This window comes from Spirosoma profusum (assembly GCF_014699005.1).
Taxonomy (GTDB): Bacteria; Bacteroidota; Bacteroidia; order Cytophagales; family Spirosomataceae; genus Spirosoma; species Spirosoma profusum.
Map to the genome: position 1 here is coordinate 33,566 of NZ_JACWZY010000011.1, position 23,397 is coordinate 56,962.

A 23,397-nucleotide genomic window follows, 5' to 3' on the forward strand; every position below is an offset into this window, starting at 1 on the left:
TTTCATTGGTTATGGAATGAGCAGATCACTGGGTATGCTATAGTTACTCTGATTGAAAATAGGGACAGATAGGTGTTTTCCGTCACCAGTCTAGTTCAGATCGGTAATCACATGATCTCCTGCACAGAAGAAACCCAATACTACTAATAGCTGGTTTTACCTGTGCTGGAGAATCCCTAGTTCCACATAGTTAGGGATTTTAGCTATTGGATATTTCCGTGACGGAATCAACTTAATGCAGCTTATTCAAGAAACGAAGAGCTAGTTATATCTGTGGCGGAGTTAACCCTTATAAGTGTAACAATTACACTTAACCTAAGGCGCTGTTATAGACCAATTCTGATAATGCTCGTTAAGCGATACTGGTACTATGGGTTCTGGAAATTAGCACGGACTTACGCTGATGAATGCTGTGGCGGAATAATCCATAACCTCCCTCAATCCACAGACTCTCATACTGTCCGTCCGCTAGTTCTACTAAGGGTAATGGACAGACGGACAAGGCAAAAAGAAAGCCCAGTAGTTAGCTGGGCTGTGAAGTGTTAATTAGAAAGCACTAACTATTTCTTCTCCAAAAGCTGTTTGACGAGTTGTTCGAGTTGCACGACTTTGACTTGCTGTTTCTCTAACTCTGCAACCCTATCTTTCAACGTCTGATTTTCCTTCTGTTGACGCTCCACCCTTTTATCTTGCTCAATACTATACAACGTCAACTCCTCTATTTTCTCCAGCAGCTTAGCGTCCGTTTGATGAAGGTCGTTGCCCTTTTCCACCATTTCTTTAGCCGAGGGAACTCCCGGCAGGTGAGAATGAGCTTGAATGTACTGTTCAACTTCAGATAGTGGCTTCATGCTATATCCCTTATCAAACACCTTATCACTCCAATCACTCGTATTCTTCACGGCCACTTTCACTTTCTCAGTTAAGATACCCTCTTCTACAAAGAGCTTATAACCCGATGGGGTACGTGCTACGTTGGTGCCAATGATAACCGCATCGTTCTGAGTACTTTGCAAAAACGAGCCTTTCCGCTGCCATAAGGTTTCACTCACCCCTTCCCGAGTCGAGCTGCTTGTACTCACCAGAATAACATCCCCGTTTTCATTGACCGACAGTACTTTGGTTTGATTCGTCGCTGAAGCGGTGTTCGAGCTCTTCAGGTTAGTGAAGCGCAGACCTGACTGCCCAGAAGTGCCATGGGTAATCTCCAGCTTGTTATTCGGCGCTGTATTGCCAATGCCTACTTTCCAGAGCGGATTGGGAGCCCCTAACACAATCGAATTGTCGGCCGACACCTGAGCCGCCACCCCGATGGCGGTCGAGTTATTGACCACGGCACCTGGTGAGACTGCCGCATTCTGGCCAATGAAGGTGTTACTTTGACCAGCCCCATTGCCGGTGAAGCCAGCCCCATTACCAATGTAGGTATTGTTCTGGCCGGTGATATTGCTGAAGCCCGTTTTATAGCCAATGAACACGTTATTGCTTGCGGTGGTGTTTCTGAAACCGGTTGCAGATCCCATAAATACATTGAAAGAGCCGGTGGTGCAAGCGCTACCAGCTGAATTTCCGGTAAACACATTGTCTTCACCTGTGGTATTGAAGTACCCAGCTTGTGGTCCAGTAAACACGTTATTACTTCCTGTGGTATTGTTGTACCCCGCATAATGTCCAGTAAACACGTTCTTATCACCATCGGTATTATTACCGCCCGCTTCAGCTCCAGTAAATACATTGTAATCACCTTGAGTGTTGAAGTACCCTGCTCCAGCTCCAGTAAATACATTATCGACACCAGTAGTATTGCTGTACCCTGCTGCATTTCCCGTAAACACATTGTCATAACCTATGGTATTGCTGCGCCCCGCACTTCTCCCCACAAACGTATTATAGCTTCCTGTGGTGTTATTTAAACCCGCATAACTTCCCAAAAATGAATTTGCGCCACCATTTACATTCGAATTGCCTGATTGATAACCAACAAATACGTTTTCCTCTCCTGCATCGTTGTTTCTGCCTGCATCACCTCCTAAGAATACATTGCGTCTTCCAATGGTATTTACCGTTCCTGAATTAACGCCGATAAATACATTCAATTCTCCCGATGTATTAGCACTACCAGCAGCATACCCTGAAAATACATTGAAACTACCTGAAGTATTGGCGTTACCTGCTGCATAACCAGTAAACAGATTTGACGACCCACTCATCGTTGTGTTTCCTGCATTTGGACCCAGAATGACGTTGAAATTACTGGGTGTAGGAGAATTTGCCGCTCGAACTACGTAATTAGTCTGCGCTAATACTGGACTACTGACCAATACCAATAGAAATAGGATGAGTGTTTTCATAAGATCAGAAGTTTAGTTTCATCAAAGCTAGTAGATAGAACCTATTGTCTAGATTCACTTTAGTTTCCGGTAGGACTTTAGAAAACAACCGGTTGGATGGAGAGGGCAGGGTAATTTTACTGTGCCAGTTGATTCATTTCGTAAAAAAGCAGACGAGCACAACCCGTTTGCTTTTTAAAAAGAGTAGCCGTTGCTCATTTCTTCTCCAAAACCTGTTTCATTAAGGCTTTGAGCTCAGTCATTTCATCTTTTAATGATTTCACTTCCTGTTGGTGCTTCGCTTTTTCGGATTGGACTTCTTTTTCCAGTTGAATGCTATACAACGTCAGTTCTTCAATCTTTTCCAGAAGTTTAGCATCCATTCTGGCTACGTCAACCCCCTTCTCAACAACTTCCTTCGCAGAGGGTATGCCCGGCAGGTGCTCATGCTTCTGGATATATTGCTCGACCTCAGCCAACGGTTTGAGCGAATAACCAGCTTTGAATACGTAGTCACTCCAGTCCGAGGTGTTCTTCACGGCTACTTTCACTTTCTCAGTCAGGATACCCTGTTCAACGAACAGCTTGTAACCCGCTGGAGTACGTGCTACGTTGGTGCCAATGATAACCGCATCGTTCTGAGTACTTTGCAAAAACGAGCCTTTCCGCTGCCATAAGGTTTCACTCACCCCTTCACGGGTTGAACCATTGGTACTGACCAGAATAACATCCCCGTTCTCATTGACCGACAGTACTTTGGTTTGATTCGTCGCTGAAGCGGTGTTCGAGCTCTTCAGGTTAGTGAAGCGTAGACCCGACTGACCAGCCGTACCGTGGGTAATCTCCAGTTTATTGGCGGGAGCTGTGTTACCAATACCTACTTTCCAAAGTGGATTGGGAACACCCAGAATAATCGAATTGTCGGCTGAAACCTGAGCCGCCACTCCAATGGCAGTTGAGTTATTGACGACGGCTCCCGGTGATACCCCCGCATTTTGGCCGATGAAGGTGTTACTTTGACCAGCCCCATTGCCGGTGAAGCCAGCCCCATTACCGATATAGGTATTGTTCTGGCCGGTGGTATTGCCATAGCCCGAGCCATTGCCAATGAAGGTGTTGCCTCCACCTGAGGTTGTTTGTTGCCCCGATGAGTTGCCGATGAACAGGTTGTAGCTGCCGTTGCTGCTGTAGCCAGCGAGTTGACCCATAAATAGGTTGCCGATGCCACTAGTGTTATTGTAACCTGTCTGGTAACCGATGAAAACGTTGGCACTAGCAGTCGTATTGGAGTAGCCAGCCTGGTACCCTAGAAAGGTATTCTTGGAGCCTTCGGTGTTTTGAAGCCCAGCTGTCTTCCCTAAGAAGACGTTATAGCCTCCTGTCTTATTATAATAACCTGCTTGATAACCAACATATACATTGTCTGGTCCTGAGGTGTTCCCTTCACCGGCTAGGCTACCCAGAAAAGTATTGAAGGAGGCCGTGTTGAGATAGCCAGCATTGGCTCCAAAAAAAGCGTTGAAAACACCCGTAGTGTTTGAACCTCCCGCACTGAATCCCACGAACGTATTATGAGATACACCTGAATTAGCGATGGAATTACCAGCCTGAAAACCAATATATAAGCTGGCATTGCTTGACGTGTGCAGAATACGGTTACCGCCGAATCTTATTGTTTGTCCACTGATAGGCGTCAAACTGGTAACTGAATATAGGACAGCTATTATAAGCAGAGATGATCTCATGGTTAGTTGTTAACGTTAAGAGATGAACTGGAAATAGATAGATTGAGGTCACCATTGATGTTTACTTCTTTGGTGTCTCCGCTGGTATTTAAGTCGACCGTGTGACCTCCACTCACCGTTATATTTCGCATAACGGTTGGTGTTAAGCCACAAGCCCAAGTTGAGGCTGAAGACCAATTGCCTGTTACAATTGACTCCACAATGCCATCGGAAGTGGTAGTTGGTAGGTTGGCACTGGCAATGACACTTAGAATTTTATTGCGGGGAAGTGGGCCAAAGCCTTTCGTAAAATCTTTAGAATTACCTGGTATAATATCACAATAACTCATAATAGTGCCTCCCCCAACAGGTGGAGGACCAGGTGGACAAGGACTTTGCCCCTCAAGGGCTTCAGTGGGAGCACAATTATCAATAGCACCTAAAACGCCTGGAGAAACCTCCCAACCGCACCAATGTGTGTGTTGGGAACCAAGACTATGTCCTAGTTCATGAGTTAGTGCACCGACTTGATACGTATAGGTCGGATAGGGTTGAACAGTATTTGGGGAAATATAAGCGCACATCCCATAGGCATATGGTCTGATAGTGAGTCCTCCTAGGTAGGCTCGACCACCGGCGTCGCTAAATGTTCGACTCGTTAGCACAAAGGCAACCTGCCCAAGAAAATTGTCGTTATTCCCATTCCAATGAATCCGGAATTTATCAAGTAATTCACTTGTATTTGTTGTACTGGATGGAATTGTTGCCCCAGAATATGGGTCAGGAGAATTCCAAATGTATAGTTGACTCAATTGGACATAGATGCCATCATTCCGGAAAAGGGTAATAACTTGATCAAAGAGAAATAACGTTTTAGTTGTTAACTCATTAGTATTTCCGCTATAAAGCTGGTAGAGTGCATAATCAAGCTCTACGTATACCCCAACGTACTTTACACAGGTGGTGGAATTAGTTGTATGAGTCAGTGTATCTTTTGTTGGATTCTCTTTAAGAGGAGTTCTAGCTGGACCACTATTAATCGTGCCACATGCAAAAGTTGGTTTTTGGGTAGTTACAGCATTTTCATTATAGAAAGCATACTCAGTAGCCGATTTTTCATTTCTTTTAGCTAGTACCCTGTTACCTGTTTGATCAGAAATTGTTCCTACTATTGAATTCTCTGAAATGCCCACCATTGCAATGGAATTGGGATTATTTTTTATGATTCCATTATAGTATTGAAACTTGGTAATATCTAAGGTGAAATTAGGGTCAGGTACAGCCGTTACCATCTTGAAGCCGGGGGCGAAAATAGTGGCAGGGACCAATTCTAATTCCAGAGAACCTTCGGCTGTCGGCAAGGAGATTTCTAGTAGCTGGTGTTTCTGACTGCTGATGGATTCAAGAACTGTAGGATTAAGCGTTAGCTGGTGTATAAATTGAGTCGCATCAAGCGCATTAGTAACAGCTTTTGTTGAGCCATTTGCTGTAAATAGATTTGAAAATGAGTCAACTTTACCAGAGGCTTTGGCATTGCTAACGGCTTTGGCAAGAGGCTTTTCTTGCGTCCACCCCACAGAGGGCAGCAGGAATAGGTATATAAATAGTAGTCTCATACGGCTATATTGGATTGGTGAAAAGACTTTAGTGGGGTTCGTTTTATAAATGACTTAAAGTCACCCTACTTCCGATAATAGGACGAATTTGGGTTATCGCTGCTATTACTTTAGGAGTCTATGTACAATTGCTTTACATTAGTAAAGTGCCTTTTTTGTTTACAAACCTGTGGGTATAACCAATGCTGCTCCCGCACTCTTTGCATCAGAAGGGCTTATAAGGGCTGGTTGCTGAGGAGATTAGATACTGCTGGTTATTTCTTCCCCAGAAGTTGTTTGACAAGTTGCTCTAACTGATCGAGCCGGTTCTGTTGTCGTTGATTGATTACTTTTTGCTCCCGATTATCCTTCTCAAGCTGGATGCTATATAGCGTGAGTTCCTCAATCTTCTCCAATAGCTTGGCATCCATTTGGGCCGGATCAACACCTTCCTTTACTACCTGCTCAGCCGAAGGAACCCCCGGTAAGTGGCCGTGTTCCCGAATAAACGAGGCCACAGAAGCTAATGGACGTAGTGAGTACGCTGGCTCAAATACCTTATCACTCCATTGATTCACGTTATCAATACGTAGTCGATGCCTAGCTAGTACGGTTTCTCCGTTCTCGTTGACGGTCAAGAATTGGTCGGTAAAGCCATTCTGGAGGTTGGAGTTGATCAGATGCGTGAATTTAATAGTGCCCGAGTTACGTAGGCGAATAATACCACGAACGTCCAAGGGGAATTGCGGTGAATCGGTGCCGATACCCACGGCGATGCTGGTATTGGTCGGATCTCCTAAGATGATAGCATTGCTTAAGGCAACTGTGGCATTGGTACCGATAGCAATAGCGTTTTGAAGCGTACCACTAACTGGTTGAGTATTGTAGCCAAGCATAATGTTGTTAGTGCCACCAGTGTTATTTTCCCCCGCTTTGGTGCCAATAAATACATTTTTACTGCCGAAATTAGCAAAACCTGCTCGTGAGCCAACGCAAACTATATCACTTGCACTATAACTGGTTGCCCCTGCCCCAGCACCTATATATGTATTGTTTCCGCCAAAGACATTTCCACTGCCAGTACCAGTACCAACAAATGTATTACTCCCCCCAACATCAGTTAAACGACCTGAGTTGTAGCCAATCAAGACATTAGAACCTGCTGCATTTAAATAAGAACCAGCCCCGCTACCTATTACAACATTGTAAGAACTTCTGCTATCAAACGTGGAAGCTCCACTATTATTACCAATGAAGCAATTGTCAGTGCCAGTCGAGTTTTTAAAACCAGCTCTGTTACCAAGAAAAGTATTATTAGATCCTGTTGTATTTGAATAACCTGCTTCTGCCCCAATAAAGGTACCGTTACTTGCTGTCGTACTACTAAGGCCAGAATAAAAACCCATAAAAACATTGTTTTGCCCAGACGTATTGTTATATCCCGAGCCAGGGCCTACGAACGTATTCTGAAATCCTTGGTTATTAGAATAACCCGCAAATGACCCTAAGAAAGTGTTGTCGTATCCGGATGCATTCAAAAAGCCAGCAGAAACCCCGAAGTACGTATTACGCTCACCCGTCATGGTCGTATTGCCTGTACCAGGGCCTACCAGCGTGTTGTTGTTACTGGGGGTGGGTGAATTAGCTGTTTGGGCTACGTAATTATTCTGAGCCATTAGTGGGCCACTGATTAATAGAAAAAGCAGGAAATATGTTCGCATAGAATTATGAAGTTAAGGTTCTGTTTATCAAATCTATGGTAGGTTGTCAGCAGAGAGTGGAAAGATTTAAGATAACGGCTTATCTGAATTCTCTAATTAATGTTCTCCTTTTGGAGCAGGGGGTCACAAAATCCTAAAAGGGAGAATTATCAAACTCAACCTTTAAGAGCTATATATTTTAGTTTATTCCCAACTGTATTTTTCCAGAAGAATTCACGATAAGTTGACCGGAAGGACTATAAATTAGTCGAAGTGCTTGACCGGTATAGCCACTGGGCAACGTTACCACGTGATTTAAGGTGATTTTATCTGTACCTAATGGCAATCGATTGCCAGACCACACGGTTGGATCATTCCAGTTTCCAGCTTTAATAGAATACATATCCGGTGGCAAAACCGCAAAAAGGCCTTTTTGACTGCCATTATCTCCGTAGAAGTAGTACGTGTTTCCGACGGTAATACCGTTATAATTATCGAAAGGGGTACCCGAATTTGGTTGGCTGGCTGTTCCTGGGTTTAAATCCTGAACTAATTGGGTACCACTGGTACTACCATCGGTTTTCCAAAGTTCAACACCGTGACTATCATCCTTAGCAAAGAAATAGGTTATTCCGTTTACTGTTTTAAAATCAGCAGGTCCAGTTTTATAATCGCTCTTTCCTGACCCGGTAGGCCCTGGATTAATATCCTTAAGTAAATAGGTTCCAGTTGAAGTTCCGTCGCTACGCCATAGCTCAGTTCCAGTTTGAGTCGTATGAATTGGAAAGTAAGCGGTGTTTGTAAAACCAAAGTCAGGAACGGTATGAACTTCAAATTCGTAAAATGGAGGACCTTCATTATTTCCACTCGCAAAGTCGGTCAATGGAATAGTTCCGGCAGTAGTACCGTCTGTTCGCCAAAGATTAAAGTTTGGGCTATTTTCTGGCTGTGCTCTGAAATACAGATAATTAGTCGACTTGACGTACTTAAACGTGTTTGCAAATGTCCCTCCGCCTGGGTAGAGCTTTCCACAATGATTGACACTAGCCCCATACTTTAAAACGCTGGCCACGCCATTTTCAACAACCATTAATACAGTTACGTAGATAGTAATGGGGGTAGTTGGTTGCCCACAAGCAGGAAAAGTGTCCGTATAAGGGTATGAGGCAGTATAGATTAATCGCCCGTTCCAAACATACCCTGGTTTAATTATATAACCGCTATTGGCTACTCTTGATGTACCTGATGCTGTTCCATCCGTGCGGTATAGTGTTGTTCGATTACCAAAGCCTGGATCCGTGGGAACAGGCGGGCCAGAAAAATAAAAGTAACCGTCTAAAACCGTTGGTTGCGAATATGTATATCCAGTTATGCCATCACTCACACCAGGTCCTAACTCCGTTACCATCGTCGTTCCTGCCTCTGTACCATCGCTACGCCAGATTTCTGCACCTGTAGCAGAAGTATAATAACTAAAAAGTAGAAGGCCATTCAGGTTAACCATGGAGTCATAAAAACGGCCTTGCGGAAATGCCTTTACCAATACAGTACCCGCAATAGTACCATCCGTTTTCCACAATTCAGTTAGAGAATTAGCCCAGAAAAAGACCACATTCCCAATATTACATCTTCTGAGGCTGTAGTCATCCAGTTTTACACTTGCAACCAGTTGAAAGGTACCTTGGTTAGTACCATCACTGCGCCAAAGTGCCCCATTTACATTAAATAAAACGATATTATTTATTGATTCAAACGGCCCCGCTTGTGTAGTGGAAGTGGAAAAAGCTTTAATTAAAGAAATTTGTGCATCTGAAGTAGTAAATGACAAGCAGCTAAGTAATAATAAATAGAGCTTTTTCATAGAATTTGTCATGCTATCATGGTTAAACCTGGTTAATAACTTAAGTACAACTAGTCAATGCAACTGAAGTACCTATTTTGGTTTCCGTGCCTGTAGGCATAATCAGGGCGGCTCCTACGCTCCTTGCATCAGAAGGGCTTATGAGGACTGGTTGCTGTGGAGGATTGGGACTTGGATCGCTTCTCGACTTTATACAGAAACTTAGTACGAATACTAAAGAAATGACCAGAAGTCGAATAGAAATGGAGTGGATAGATGCCATTGTCATTAAGTAGCTAGATCTAATTGGATCAATAACCTGACAAAGGTATCTGGCTTGTTTCCCGTACACCATACCGCGAAAGCGGTATTTTCTTACGATTAGAAGCTTGCTTTTTTTGCAAATAATATGGCTATGTTTCAACTGTAAAGACCGTATATGTGGCCAGGAAAGCCGTCTGGCTACAGGGATATAGGTTTAAATTACACTTAAGTTTCGACTATTTTATTCTGAGCGATTAATCTACGTCCGTTACCTGGGATTTAAGTTCTAGCTGGCTAAATGACATTACTATTCAAACCTAATATCCTTAGTTAAACCTACGTACAATCCTTTCTAAACAGAAGGTAGATATTTCGACGTAACAATACAGAAGGGCTTTACTAAATATCTTTTATCTTATAAAGGTTGGTAAAGTGGAACAATAAAGAATTTTCACTTTACAAATCTTGTAGCCACGTCAGTCATGAGATTTTTCCTTTTTTTCTTGTTGCTCATACTAATTGGATATGCGTTTCCTGTAGAAGCACAAATAAGCTCATTGCCTGTCCTCTCTTCAGACCGTCGAACAGACAACGAGTACATGGATAGTATAGCAAGAATCGTAAAGCAACGATATCAATTCTTGATAAAACTGCCACAAACTCTGAGAAATGACACGCTTCGTCTTGCAACTTTAAATTATTTAGGTATGCATTATCGACGATGGGGGAATCGATTAGATAGTACGTTATATTTTACCAATCAGCTTATTCAAAAAGCGCACCTAAGTAATAATGTATTATACGAATTGATGGGCAGATTGTTGGTTCTAGAATATAACAAGACTGTCTTGGAAAGGCAGACTCCAGAAGCTCTTCGTGCAAACCTCGAAATCTTGGATGCACTAAATAAAGCTAGTCAAGATGGGAATCAACGATATAATAGTATTCGCTATACTGTTTATTCAAATTTAGGCGATCTATATACTACTTCCAGAGATTATCAAAATGCGCTTCACTACTTTAATTCCATACGAACTCTACTAAAACAAGGTCTTACACCTAACAGAAACAGCTTTCTAATTGATGTGGAGCAGCATTTAGGTGCATTATACCAACAACAAGATAATTTTAAAGATAGTGAAGAACATTATAAGCAAGCCGAATTATTATTAGTCCAAAGTCCATCCCAAGCCGAACATGCCTATGTTTATGATGATTTAGGAGAGCTTTATCTAAAATTTAATCGTTACGAGCAAGCTATTATCTATTCAATTAAAGCAGATTTGATTTGGAGTAAGATAAGGCCTAAGAATGGCTCGCGGAGTTGGGGAATTCTGGCAAAAGCCTATGCGGAAGTTGGGAAGGATGAGCTGGCTCTTGAGTATGCCCAAAAAGTGTTACAATTGCCCAGGGCGATCAACTCTATTCGGGAGCAAGCCTATTTCGCTCTCCACAGAATATATGAACGTCGAAACGACTGGAAGAGCTCAACAATTTACTTTAAAAAATACATTGCTACACGAGACTCAATCATACGTGAACAACGCATCAATGAGCTGATTGCTATTCAGAAACAAGCAGAATTTGACCGTATTAACTTACAGAATACACAGACCCAACAATTACAAGCTCAACGAATTCTAACAATTCAAAAACAGGCCGAGTTAGATCGCTTAAGAGCCAATATCAATGCAGATCAATTAACTCGCAAAGCTCGGTTTAGCGAACAGCGTCGGCAGTTTGAAAGTGAACGGTCAAAAAAGGCTCTAATTATCCAAAAAATAGCACAACAAAAATTACAGCAAGAATTTGATAATCGAGTCTTACTAGAGGAAAATCGTGCTCAGCGAAACTGGATATTATTCAGTACCATTTCGTCTGTGCTATTATTTGGTGTTGTTCTGCTACTACTCTATTCGGCAAGTCTAAGGAAGCAAAAAACTAAAATAGACTTGCGATTTGTAAATGAACAACGAGAGACTAATGCTAAAATCATTAGAGCTCAGGAAGAGGAACGTCAACGTATTGCTGCCGATCTTCACGATGACCTCGGTGGTACATTGGCCACGCTTCGGCGTCGATTAACTGATCTCCGTCAGTACTTTCGTGATCCTCATAGTATTCATGAATTCGATAATCTTCAACCGCTTCTTCATAAAAGCAGTGCCGATCTCCGACGAATTGCTCATAATTTGATGCCCCCTGAATTTGAACGAATTGGCCTACACTACGCACTTGAACAACTTGTCAATAGTCAGCCACTTCAACCCATTCGTTTTAGTTTCTTTATCTCAGGTCGTGAACGTAAATTACCATTAGATATCGAGCTTAACGCTTATCGAATTATATCAGAATTTATTCAGAATATTAATAAACATTCACAAGCCAAGCGGGCTTCTATTCAATTAATTTATCAGGATGACAGGCTGACAATAACTACTGAAGACGATGGTATAGGAAATCGTGCTCTTGATAATAAATCTATAGGGATTGGGTTAAAAACTAGTAATTTACGAGCTGAATATATTGGAGCAACCTTATGGCGGGATATCAGTGAAGCTGGCACTTTTGCTTTCTTAGATATTCCCTATCCGAAGTCAGTATATGCAGGACAATCGAATTCTTTTGATTGATGACCATCGACTTTTCAATGATGGACTGAAAAGTTTACTTAACGAACAAACAGATTTATCTGTTTGCGGGCAAGTGTTCCAAGCCAGCGATGCTTTGCCAACCATTCAGAGTACAAGTCCTCAATTAGTACTGTTAGACATTAACTTGCAAGGTACCAACGGAATCGAATTAGGTAAAATCATCTTGACTAACTTTCCTGGCACTCGAGTGTTGATGCTGACTATGTATAATCAGCCAAAGCTTGTGGATGAAGTGCGGCGAGCTGGTCTTCATGGATATCTGTTAAAAGACGCTACTACCTTCGAACTGCTGAAAGTTATCCGTATGGTATTATCGGGGCATACCTATTTTGAAGTAAGTAATAGTAAAACCGTGGATTCAGCTGAGACATTTGAAGATGACTTTGCGCGTCGGCTGAATCTAACTTTTAGGGAAATAGAAGTCATTTCTTTGATTCGTGAAGGGCTTAATAATGAAGAGATAGCTACGCGAATACATTTAAGTATCCAAACGGTAAAGACGCATCGTAAGAATATTCATATTAAACTCGGCATCACCAAAGCAACTGATTTAGTCCGGTTTGCGGTTCAAAACGGTATTTAGTAGCTGTAATTGCATAGGTACTGTAATTTTTGAATCTAGGAGACTTCCTGGTCTTGATCTTGCTTACAGACTCACACTTTCAATACATTGAAATCTTTACTCTCATCTCAGGGGCGGGGTACGTCACTGGATCTACGAAGGGAAGGGGTTGTTTTGACAGGGTTCCATCCGTCACGCACACATAGCCAATTTACTGGGTATGTGTCGTGTTATTCGCTACGTTTGATTGGCGTAAGCGGAATTACAGGTATTCTAGAACCATCAGAGATACTGTACTGCTGAGTGTCCGTCTGTCCATCTCTCTAGTAAATCACGTGGACGGACAGTTTCGAACTTTAAGGATACTACTGCTAAGGTTTTGTGCTTAGCAATTCAGCCAGCTTTTTGTTCAAGGCATCCGCTTCTAAATTGATACCGATTATTTTCCCGGCTTCATCTAGTAAGTAAACCTGAGGGATGCTGTATATCGCATAATTATCCTTCAACACTTGATCTTTTCGTGCTGATAGCTGAAGTCCTGGTGGGTTTAATTTTCTAAGTGCTTGTAACCAGCGCTGGCGGTCATCATCAATAGAGATGCCGATAACAGCTAATCTTTGACGGCTGTATTTAGCTTCTAATTCCTTCAAGACTGGAAACTGAGCGATACAGGGGCCACACCAGCTAGCCCAGAAATTCAGCAACGTAACCTTCTTACCGACAGTAGCTAAGCGGTGTAGTTTTCCTGTACTATCAGGTAGGCTAAATGCGTAAGCCTGGGTGCCAGTAACTATTTTGGCGCGTTGTTGGGTCTTTTTCTGTAAGGCTTCCTCAAGTCGCTTGAAAGTCGGTGTATTGCCCAACTCGCTCTTGAATTCGGTAAGCATATTAGCGATATAGTCATCACTCATCCCCGACTCTGTAAGCAGGAACAGGTTAAACAGCGTATAAGGCTTTTGGGCGATATAGTCCTTTTGATGAGTGCCAAAATAAATACTTAGGGAATCATTCTGCTTCATCAACTGATTAAACCGTAGGGAGTCCCCTTGCTTTAGTGCATCGCTTCGCTGAGTGTATAAACGAATTAATTGCTCTCGGATCGGATCGACAAACATCGAGTTATAGGCCTGCCATTGCTGATGCAGTTTTGATCCAGTCAGTTGGTAAGTACCATCTTTGGAGAAGCGAACACGCATCGCTGAATGTTCCAAGAATACCGGATATCGTCTGGCAGCCGCATCTACTCGAATAAAGTACAGATTCGGTTCAGCTAGCTTCCCTTTGAATACAAACTGCGTTCCGACTACCTGAGCCGAATCTACCACTTCATTGTTGAGGTTAAGTAAGTGCACTTTTCTTCGTTGGGGCTCATCCCACTGGCCATTCAGGGTATAGGATTCCTTAGGTTTTACCTGGGCACCTGCAAGCGAATAGCTTATACAGAGTAATGCAGCTAGCTGGAATGCTAAAGCCCAGTCGTTTTTTACTCTTTTTACTATAGTCGAAAGCATCGTTCGTGTAACGTAGCTGAGAATCAAGGAGTATTTCATGGTTCACTGGCTGCTAAACTGACCTACGTCAATAAGCCACAAACTCGTGTGATATACCATTTTCCTAGTCTAAGCTGTCAGCTCAAACGCTTTTGATGAGGTGTCCGCTGTCCACCACTCCTTAGTGTATGTGGACGGGCGGACAGTATTCAATGCCTGTTCTGAAAGTAAAATCAACAGCAGCTACCAATAAGTATGAGGAGTTATTGGTAATGGATCCCCTCCGCCACCAGATGAATACCCATCAGGAATAAATACAGATCCATACATTATCGGTCTTTCTCCGTAACAGCAGGAACCCATGCAGTTTAAAGGTGATTAAACAGAGCTAGTTTAAGCTGTGGCGGAGAAAAGCCATTTCTGTGGAGTATGAGTGTAACTTGGCTTATTCCACGATTGGGATCAAGCTACAAACTACCTCCCTACCCCTTATACTAACTGTCCGTCCACTGAATTTCCTAAGGTGTGTGGACGGACGGACAGCACAATGTGGTATCACTTCGTATAGGAAAACACTTTTTCAGCTGCTTAATGATCAGGATGGATAATATGAGCTTTAGCTTGTTTGAGTATGCTATGGATTGTTATGTGGTGAGAAATAGGGAGGTGGTTTGAGGTGGTCCGTTAGGAGTGGTATTAGCTGGGCACATACACGCCAACATAGCTCATTCTTGCTCATTTCAGACATAGCTGAACCAATCTGGCATTATGTTTTCTCCGCCTCACGGAAAGTAGCTAGTGGTGCTTAAGTTGCCCCGACAAATCAAGCGCTCACCAGTGTTATAAGGCTGTAAGTCATCTCTAACGGAATATTTGTGGCTTCATTGGCTACTACTTATACTACCGTATTATGAATTAGCTTCCTTTAGGGTAGGTAGGGTAAGTATATATGAGAAGATCTTATTAAATAATAGTACTAATGCCACTTCGTTCGCCCAGCTTGATTCCATATACGATGAGCTGAGCTGTCTGCGGGGGCTCCTCACTCGTTCAAGGTCACTGCCGTCAAGCTGGTGGCATCAACTCGATACGGCGGTAATAGTCAATGACTGTAGTTAGTTAATGTACCTCCATTTGGTACAATGCTTTGCTGGAGCTATTTCCACCGACAGAGTTTTGCCTGTTTTTACCTACCCAACCTACCCACTCGTAGCGAGAAGCGGGTTTGAATAGTTAGGGCTATTTAAAAGCCTTCTCAAAATGTTGGGATAAATCAGCTTGGCTTGGGTGGCTTTTAGCACATAGAAAACCCCGCCAGTGTGATATTCCTGACGGGGTTTTGCTCGTTTTTACTTACCCAACCTACCTGTTACAGGTTGCCTTCGATGCCTATTACATTCCCAGCGTGAGTTGTGTTCCAACTTTAGGCCGTTCGTTCAGCGCGTATACATACATATCGCCCTTTTTTATTCGATCATAACCCAACTTCTTCAATGCCTTCCCCATCGTAACCTGACGCATTGGTAATCGAACGCCTTTTTCGTTTAGATGATGAATGACCTGCGTCGCATTAAAGTACAACTGCGCGTGTTGGGCATCACCCTTTTCAAAGTGTGTCAAGATAATTTCTTCCTCCACACTAGCTAATTGATACTGTTCGTTATTGGCATTGATCTCTGCGATTTCATCCTGATCGAACCAGTACCGAAAGCCGTTATTGAACAGGTGAAAAGCCTGAGCTAATGCCTTTTCAACTAATACGTGACTGTTTGTCATGATATTCAGCGCTTCGAAGCACAGAAATCGGCGTGAACCAGTCGTATCATTCAAGAACTGAGCGCTGTTTACCGATCCAATAAAGGAAGCTCGTCGTGGCAACACTTCGGTATTATGCCCGTAAGGTCTGCGGACGTTGATCTGCGTTTTCGTAATTAGCTCTTTCAGCGCACCAATCTCCGATTTGTTGAGATTCTCCAACTCGTCCAGATTGATCAATAAACATTCGGCTAATTGAATCAGCGTATCTTTGTTGTCCGGGTTAACCGTACCCGAATAAAGATAAGGTTTTAAATCAGCAGGCACCAGGTTTTCAATCCAGGTAGTTTTCCCAATTCCCTGTTGACCAGATAAGACAATTACTGTCTGGTTAACTACACCATCCTGAACCGCGCAGGCGACAAGGGCCACCAACCATTTACGTAGAGAGGTCCACCATAGTGCTTGTTCTGTAGTGGTTACAGTAGCCGCTAGTGCTCCGATATAATCCGTTTCTCCATCCCATTTGGCTAAACCATTAAAATACGCCACAAACGGATGAAACTCAGGGCAGAAATCAGAATTCAAAATTGATCGCAAAAGCGTCTGATCACATTTCAGTCTACCAACGTTCCGAATTTGACGTAAGATGGAATTTTCGATACGATCCGTAAGTGGCTCAAAGCGATTCGTACGTGGGTTCTTCCATTCTACCAAACCTTTAACAACATTGTATCGCAGTTGATAGTATCGGCTAAGAAATAGTTCCACTAGATTTTGCCTTTCTATACTACTATTATAGCGATGATAATGTGCCTCTAATTCAGCAGTAGATGCCGTCTCAGCAACATATGCTTCATTTTCTACAGCCGAAGGTCTTACTTCGACTGTAGGGATTAATTGACTACTCATATAATATTAAAGTGTTTAAATTTATTATTAGCAATAAAGCGTCGCACATCATCTCCGGGATAATAAATCTTGGAGCGTATCTGGCAGAAATCAATCAGACCCTGATCTCGCCAGTTCTGCAAACATCGACTCGATACTTTCAAGAGTTTCACTAAATCAGAATTTGTGTATAGCTCTATTGGCTTACTTGTCTCTTTGGCCTCATTGATCCGCCGTTCCAAGCGGTCAAGACGATCAACCAATACCTTGTAATCGTCCTGAGTGAAAACTTCTACCTTCATTGTTATAAGCCGAAACGGGGTATTGTTTGTGGTGTTTAGTTCGCTTTGACTTGGTACAAAGCTACGACCTCGAATAGCCGTTCTATGCGCTGTACCGTACGGTATACTGTGCAGATACTGAGAAGAAAAGCACAAAAAAAGGGCCTTATTGGCCCTGAATAACATATTTCCTAAATCACAATCTAACACTATAATCTAAAACTCTTTGTCATTCATATTTACTCCGATAGTCTTTAGTCGTTGAACTACATTGTTTATTGGCTCCTTATTGGCGTCAGCTGGTGGGTGGGCGTTATTGAGTTCTTTATTCTTAAGCGGTTCACCCTTGATATTGAACAACCGATTTGCCTTCTGGAGATCCGTCTTCTTTTCTACAAGCATATCACGCTTAAATAATTTATGAATAAAGAACTTTAGTTGGGCTAAATCACCCGTCCAGATTATTTGACCTTTCATTTCTTTACCAGAAAATGCATCAATAATTTGTTTCTTACTGGTTCTGTCATCTATTAGCTTTTCCTCCAAGAGATAATCATATAGCCTAATAGTCTGTGCGGTTTTACTCCAGTTTAATGTAAATCCATTTACAGATTCAACTTCCTTTTTGGTTCTTTTAGAATCTTTTTTATCAATAATATCAAGCATTTCACTATAACCATTTAAATTAACCATTAGATCATTCATAAACGAGTCATAACGATTGTAAAAGACATGAATAAATTCTCTCCAATAATTACTTTTATTTACTGATTCAATGATTATTTTTTGCTGATTATTAAATTGCCTTACTCTTGCTTCGAGTACAGAGCTTCCATCTTTATTATAAATAAAATATTTTATATCCCACATGGCCAGCATAAAACACTCGTCCAGAATTCTGCCTATCCATTCAATTTTATTTCCATTAGAGAAATTAATTCTTTCTAGCCTAAGCCAAAAAACAGAGTTGAAATGAGGTAATACAAGCGGGCTAACCTTAGATCGTATATATTCAACACTTTCTTTAGAAGGCTGCTCGAAATAATCGAGAATATATTTTATACCCTCCTCATTCGTAAGAAAGTCTAGCTCGTGAAATGGATAGTGTTCAATCATTGCTTTTAATTAAAGACCTTCATAGCTTTATCTAGTTCTTCATTAACAACTTTCGCATAAATCTGGGTTGTTTTCAACGAGGCATGGCCCATTAATTTGGATACATATTCCATCGGTATTCCTTTACGAAGCGCACGGGTAGCAAAGGTATGACGGGATGTATGAAAGCTAATCTCTTTGTTAATTTCAGCAATTGTTGCTAACTTCTTCAGGTTCTTATTAGCATAAGCTGTGTTAGAAGATATGGCATTAAATAAAATACGTTTATCGGTATAATCTACTGATCTGTCGAGGAATGGAAAGATAAAAGCATCGGGGTCTGGGCCTGTTATTGGCTTGTAGAAGTCCAGAATTTCTAATGCACGTTTAGGCAAATTAATAGAGAGCTGATCCCTAGTTTTATAAATTGTGATGACAATGTGAGTGCTGGTAAAGTTTTTCCATCGCAGTTGAAGAAGATCTGATGTGCGTAACCACCCGCATAATAGGCGAACAAATACATCCAGCGATGATTCATGACGTAGCTCTCCCTGGTGCCAGAAACTATCGAATAGCCTTTGAGGAACATGCTGCTTACTAGCCTCCCTCATCCACTGGTTGGCCGTACGCACCTTCAATATGCTCACCTTTGAGCCCTGTGCTATTAAAGCATGTACTTCTGCCGGAGCAGGCTGCTCCGGTTTATGATCAGTTTTGACTGTCACTTGCCTCCTTTTAATAGTCTGATCAGCCTGTACTGAACGCGTAGAGGTTGCATTACCTAATGCCTCTCCCCCTGCGCGGTTATCAATAATTTGCATCATTCTTCTTTAGGTTTGAAGTTAGCTTGTTGTATACTTTATCGAAGTGCTTTATCTGTCGCTTAGGTATTGGCTATTGTCTTAGGACCAGCTGTTCTTGTCGCCAAAATATTCATTACAGTACAGCTAACTCGTTGATACAAAGTAACGAAAAAACTTTCATATATCAAGATATTTTCGTAACTTTGTATCAACAAATAGGAAAATTTACCCCCATGAATTACTACGATGAATACAAACGCCAACCAAAATACGGCCCAAAAGGCGACTTCACTTAGACTGGTGCTTAAGACAGAAGAATATTTACTAAGCGCGATTACGGAGGTGGGATTTGAATCCCGTAACATCAACCGATGGAATGAAGAAGGCAATTTACTCAAGCCTCCCAAAGCCAATACGTGGGCGAAATTCACATTTCTGGATTACGTCTGGATCAAGGTCCTTCTTTTTATGAGCGATTTAGGGGTAGCCAAAAAGAGCATCTCAAAACGGGCGGCTACTCAAAAGGATAACGTAGACAAGATTATTGAGTGTTTAGCAAAAGCGCCCATCGACATGAATCAAGAGCCGATGGATGAATTTGGTGATATTAAGAAACAAGTGGCTTATCAGGCACTCTTGGCCATTGTGGTCGACAGTTTTACGATTAGAAGCCAGTATCAACTTCGGATTGTGAAGGAAGGTATTTGCCAATTATGGCGTGATGGGGAAGTAATTGCCTCTTCTGAAATGGCTGAGCTCGTTGACTCAGACTCATTTGTTCAAATTGCGTTTTCGGACATTTTTGTGGACTTCGTGGCTAGCCAAATACTGTCCGGTAAACATTTGATTTGGAGGAGACTATTAAACAAACCAGAAGCCACTTTAGTCGAGCACCTTAAACCTGTTCCTGACGCGTCGACCCCAAATGGAGTTCAAGCTATGAACGCAGTTGTTGTTCAGCTGACCATCGAAGATGAGGATGGACAGTCCGAAAGCTTACCCATCACACAGGGTGTCACGAAGGAAACGGCCAGACAGCTAGCTAATTACATAGTTCTTGGGGGATACAAAAAGATGACTTATATCATAGATGGCACAACCAGTACTTTTTCGAATTCAGATGATGCGCCTGATTGAATTGGGTTTCATTCGCTTACTATAAAACCAACCAATAGATGATAAGTATAACGATGTGTCGTCATGTCCTCACCCAAAACGGGCTAGAGCTGACTGATGGCCAAGTAGAGTTAGTACGCCAGACACTGATGCAACTGGTTGAAATAGAGTACCAACAATTTAAAGTAAACCAACAGAATAACAGCATACACGATGACAAACAAAGCGATCATATATACCAGGGTCTCGACCGACGATCAAAAGGAGAATGGATTCAGCCTTCAGGACCAGGAAGCGCGACTGCGTAAATACTGCCAGCAAAATGGCATTGAAATTATCCGCCATTATCAGGATGACCACTCAGCAAAGAACTTCAATCGGCCTGCGTTCCAGCAATTCTTGAGCGAATTGAAGGCAAAGGCGATAAAACCAGATTTGTTTCTCTGTGTACGTCCAGACCGCTTCTCACGGAACATGATGGAAAGCTGGAACATGCTCCAGACACTTACATCGTATGGCGTAAAGTTTCAGACATTGGAGAATCATACCGACCTGAATTCACCTGAGGCACTGATTCCGTTTATGCTGAACATGCTGCTACCCCAGGTAGACAACGAACGACGCAGTTTAAACACCAAGTCAGGGATGCGTCAGGCAGCTCGTGAAGGACGTTGGGTGTGGAGAGCCCCTATTGGCTACAAGAATGATTCGGCTAACAAAGCGATTGTGATCAATGAAGCAGTCGCACCGTTGGTGGTGGAAGCTTTCGAGTTATATGGAATGGGGATGTATGCAGCCGAAGAGGTGCGGCTAATGATGCGCAAGAAAGGACTAGCTTGTGGCAAAACAAACTTTCTAGCAATGCTTGAAAACCCATTCTACGCTGGCCATTTCAAGCTTGAAGCTTGGAAAGATCAGCCGGAAGAGATCATTCAAGGCATCCACGAGCCGTTAATCAGCGGAGAACTGTATCAGCGGGTCCAGGACATTCTACATGGAAAGAAACGAAAGCAAATTTCAGTAAGTGCTACCCGTCGGGAAGAATTGGAGTTACGTGGCTTTTTGCAATGCAAATGCTGTGGTAGTAAGCTGACCGGTAGTGCTTCACGGAGTCGTAATGGCGATCGCCACTACTATTACCACTGCCAACATGGCTGTAAGGAGCGATTTCGAGCTGACACTGCTAATCGTGATTTCGTCAAATTCCTCAACGGTATTACTCCGCCGACAGAGCTAATCGAATTGTATCACCTCATCCTACAGGATAAATTCGGAACCGATTTAGGAAAGAAAGAAGTAGAAATTAATAAGCTGGAAAGGCAAATTGAGCAGATAAAGCAACGGCTTTCAACCTTGACCGACAAATATGTCGATGACCTTATCGACGGAGACACCTACGTTCAGAAAAGAGGGGCCTACAATGCTGAACTATCGCTGTTGACCGACTCGCTACGGATGCTGGAAATTCAGGAAGACAGTTTCACAGAGTACCTGTCATATGGCTGTACCTTACTGGGAAACTTACCTAAATATTATGCACAATCGTCGTTAGCTGTACAACAGAAGATAGTCGGTTCGATATTCCCAGGAAAGTTGATTTATGAAGATGGAAATTATCGAACCACGGAAACGAACTACTTTATTGAGTTAATGTGCTCATCTTCAGAGCAAAGCGTAGACAAAAAAGAAGGGCTGGCTACAGATTCATGTAGTCAGCCCGCTTTGGTACCGGGAGCCGGACTCGAACCGGCATGTCCTTACAGACAATGGTGTTTGAGACCATCGCGTCTACCGATTCCGCCATCCCGGCGACAGAATCGTCTCCGTTGCCAGAGATGCGTTTGTCAAACGTGGGTGCAAAAGTAAGGGTTAATGAATAATGTACAATGATTAATGTATAAATTTTCCTACGAACCCCTTAATCACTCCCACTTTCATTATTCGTAACGTAGCGCTTCGATAGGGTCGAGTTTAGATGCGCGAACGGCGGGGTAAATACCCGCAAACAATCCAACAGTTACACAAACCAGCAGGCCCAGCCCCATCCACGCCCAGGGCACAATAAAATTCCCTTTCCCCTCACTTATTAATGACGAAATCAGATTACCGACGCCCAGCCCTAGCAGAATACCTCCTACTCCACCTAGTAGGCAAATAACAATGGCTTCAATCAGAAATTGCTCCCGAATACGCTTCGGAGTAGCACCTAACGATTTTCGAATGCCAATCTCACGGGTTCGTTCTGTAACAGACACCAACATGATATTAAGTAAGGCGATAGACGCCCCCAGCAACGTAATGAAACCGATCCCGAAACCACCAATGCGCAGATAACCGGTAATATCTTCAGTTTCCCTAGCCAGATCGTCGGCCCGTTCAATTTCAAATGAATCAGGCTGGCCGAGCGGGTCCCGACGTATCAACCGCATTACGCCACGTGCCTCGCCAACCGCTTCGTCCTGACTCGACACGCTGGGAACAGATGCGGTAATATCGAAGGTTAGTTTCTGATTACCAGCTAGTGCGCGGGCATTATCAAGCGGAATTAGAATCATACGATCTTCACCACCACCCGCAAAACCGCCTTTTTTAGCCAGTACACCCACAACAATATATTGCGTACCCGACACCCGAATTGCCTGATTGAGGGGATTGATTTTTTTCTCAAACAACGTATTGGCAATTTCACTCCCGATAATCGCTACGTTCCGTGCGGAGCTCAGGTCGTTCGTTATCAGGTTACGTCCGCTCTGAAGGGTAAATCCTTTAACGGCCAGATACGCATCGTCGCCCCCGATTAGTAATACGTTCGGATTTGTTTTCTTCGACCCGAATTTGGCCTGAGCTGCACCACTTACCGCCGATGATACGGTGATGGTAGCCCCGTACGGGAATCGCCGTTTGAATTGCACAGCATCAAAATAATCGATAGGTGCATCCTGACGCTGAACACGCCCACCCCGCCGGAAAGCATCCTGGCGGGCCACAATACTAAACGTATTAGCTCCCAGCCCCTCAAAACTGCTGTTTACAGAATTCTGAATTCCGTCGATGGCTGTCAGAATACCTACCAGCGACGTAATACCGATGGCAATAATCAGTGATGTGAGAATAGTACGTAATTGATTGCCCGCAATCGAACGTAACCCTTCCCGTATGTTTTCGATGAGGTTCATGTTTCAAAGAGTGAAAGAGCGAATGAGTGAAAGAGCGAAAGGCTAACGCGAACTTTTTTCGCTCTTTCACTCATTCGCTCTTTCACTCTTTATTCTCGCACAATATTTGCGTATATTTCGT

Annotated in this window: 14 protein-coding genes, 1 tRNA gene and 1 pseudogene; 4 read left to right on the forward strand and 12 right to left on the reverse strand. The window is 42.8% G+C overall.

The genetic code is table 11. The features are described from left to right. Positions 1–560: 560 nt before the first annotated feature. The 5 genes from IC229_RS14545 to IC229_RS14565 all read right to left on the reverse strand — a co-directional run bounded on the left by IC229_RS14545 (position 561) and on the right by IC229_RS14565 (position 9,210). Positions 561–2,351: an autotransporter outer membrane beta-barrel domain-containing protein gene (locus tag IC229_RS14545; protein WP_223833998.1), complete on the reverse strand. Its 1,791-nt coding sequence runs from the start codon at positions 2,349–2,351 to the stop codon at positions 561–563. A 194-nt stretch (positions 2,352–2,545) separates the two neighbouring features. Next, complete coding sequence (locus IC229_RS14550; RefSeq protein WP_223833999.1) at positions 2,546–4,075, reverse strand: autotransporter outer membrane beta-barrel domain-containing protein; 1,530 nt, start codon at positions 4,073–4,075, stop codon at positions 2,546–2,548. A 2-nt stretch (positions 4,076–4,077) separates the two neighbouring features. After that, positions 4,078–5,670, reverse strand: coding sequence for a M12 family metallo-peptidase (locus tag IC229_RS14555; RefSeq protein WP_190887722.1), 1,593 nt, complete (start codon positions 5,668–5,670; stop codon positions 4,078–4,080). A 254-nt stretch (positions 5,671–5,924) separates the two neighbouring features. Continuing rightward, positions 5,925–7,370: a hypothetical protein gene (locus IC229_RS14560; RefSeq protein ID WP_190887723.1), complete on the reverse strand. Its 1,446-nt coding sequence runs from the start codon at positions 7,368–7,370 to the stop codon at positions 5,925–5,927. Positions 7,371–7,548: 178 nt separating this feature from the next. Then, a complete protein-coding gene (locus tag IC229_RS14565) occupies positions 7,549–9,210 on the reverse strand; it encodes a hypothetical protein (RefSeq protein ID WP_190887724.1) in 1,662 nt (553 codons plus the stop codon). 725 nt (positions 9,211–9,935) lie between these two features. Here IC229_RS14565 and IC229_RS14570 point away from each other — a divergent pair. Both IC229_RS14570 and IC229_RS14575 read left to right on the forward strand, forming a co-directional pair. Continuing rightward, complete coding sequence (locus tag IC229_RS14570) at positions 9,936–12,086, forward strand: tetratricopeptide repeat-containing sensor histidine kinase (RefSeq protein WP_190887725.1); 2,151 nt, start codon at positions 9,936–9,938, stop codon at positions 12,084–12,086. Beyond that, complete coding sequence (locus tag IC229_RS14575; protein WP_190887726.1) at positions 12,058–12,690, forward strand: response regulator; 633 nt, start codon at positions 12,058–12,060, stop codon at positions 12,688–12,690. The genes IC229_RS14570 and IC229_RS14575 overlap by 29 nt, the downstream gene beginning before the upstream one ends. Positions 12,691–13,040: 350 nt before the next feature. On the opposite strand, the gene IC229_RS14580 is transcribed toward IC229_RS14575, so the two are convergent. From IC229_RS14580 to IC229_RS14600, 5 genes are all read right to left on the reverse strand, one after another. Beyond that, the gene (locus tag IC229_RS14580; RefSeq protein WP_190887727.1) at positions 13,041–14,219 is read right to left on the reverse strand and encodes a TlpA disulfide reductase family protein; all 1,179 of its coding nucleotides are present in this window, start codon (positions 14,217–14,219) and stop codon (positions 13,041–13,043) included. 1,332 nt (positions 14,220–15,551) lie between these two features. Further along, positions 15,552–16,502, reverse strand: a complete 951-nt coding sequence (locus IC229_RS14585) for a VapE domain-containing protein (protein ID WP_190887728.1) — start codon at positions 16,500–16,502, stop codon at positions 15,552–15,554. Positions 16,503–16,822: 320 nt separating this feature from the next. Then, positions 16,823–17,272: a helix-turn-helix domain-containing protein gene (locus tag IC229_RS36115; RefSeq protein WP_394355948.1), complete on the reverse strand. Its 450-nt coding sequence runs from the start codon at positions 17,270–17,272 to the stop codon at positions 16,823–16,825. Positions 17,273–17,302: 30 nt separating this feature from the next. Continuing rightward, positions 17,303–18,202, reverse strand: coding sequence for a hypothetical protein (locus IC229_RS14595; protein WP_190887730.1), 900 nt, complete (start codon positions 18,200–18,202; stop codon positions 17,303–17,305). 5 nt (positions 18,203–18,207) lie between these two features. Then, on the reverse strand, positions 18,208–19,005 hold the full coding sequence (locus IC229_RS14600; RefSeq protein WP_190887731.1) for a site-specific integrase: 798 nt from the start codon (positions 19,003–19,005) through the stop codon (positions 18,208–18,210). Positions 19,006–19,230: 225 nt separating this feature from the next. Between IC229_RS14600 and IC229_RS14605 the strand changes: the two genes are divergently transcribed. Further along, positions 19,231–20,121, forward strand: a complete 891-nt coding sequence (locus IC229_RS14605) for a hypothetical protein (protein ID WP_190887732.1) — start codon at positions 19,231–19,233, stop codon at positions 20,119–20,121. A gap of 192 nt (positions 20,122–20,313) precedes the next feature. Further along, positions 20,314–21,084 (forward strand): annotated as a pseudogene (locus tag IC229_RS36120) (recombinase family protein); the annotation flags it as partial. A 739-nt stretch (positions 21,085–21,823) separates the two neighbouring features. Here the strand turns inward: IC229_RS36120 and IC229_RS14615 are convergent. Both IC229_RS14615 and IC229_RS14620 read right to left on the reverse strand, forming a co-directional pair. Continuing rightward, a tRNA-Leu gene (locus tag IC229_RS14615) sits at positions 21,824–21,910 on the reverse strand. A gap of 127 nt (positions 21,911–22,037) precedes the next feature. Then, positions 22,038–23,276 carry an ABC transporter permease gene (locus IC229_RS14620; protein ID WP_190887733.1) on the reverse strand — a complete coding sequence of 413 codons (1,239 nt, stop codon included), beginning with the start codon at positions 23,274–23,276 and terminating at the stop codon, positions 22,038–22,040. Positions 23,277–23,397 lie beyond the last annotated feature (121 nt).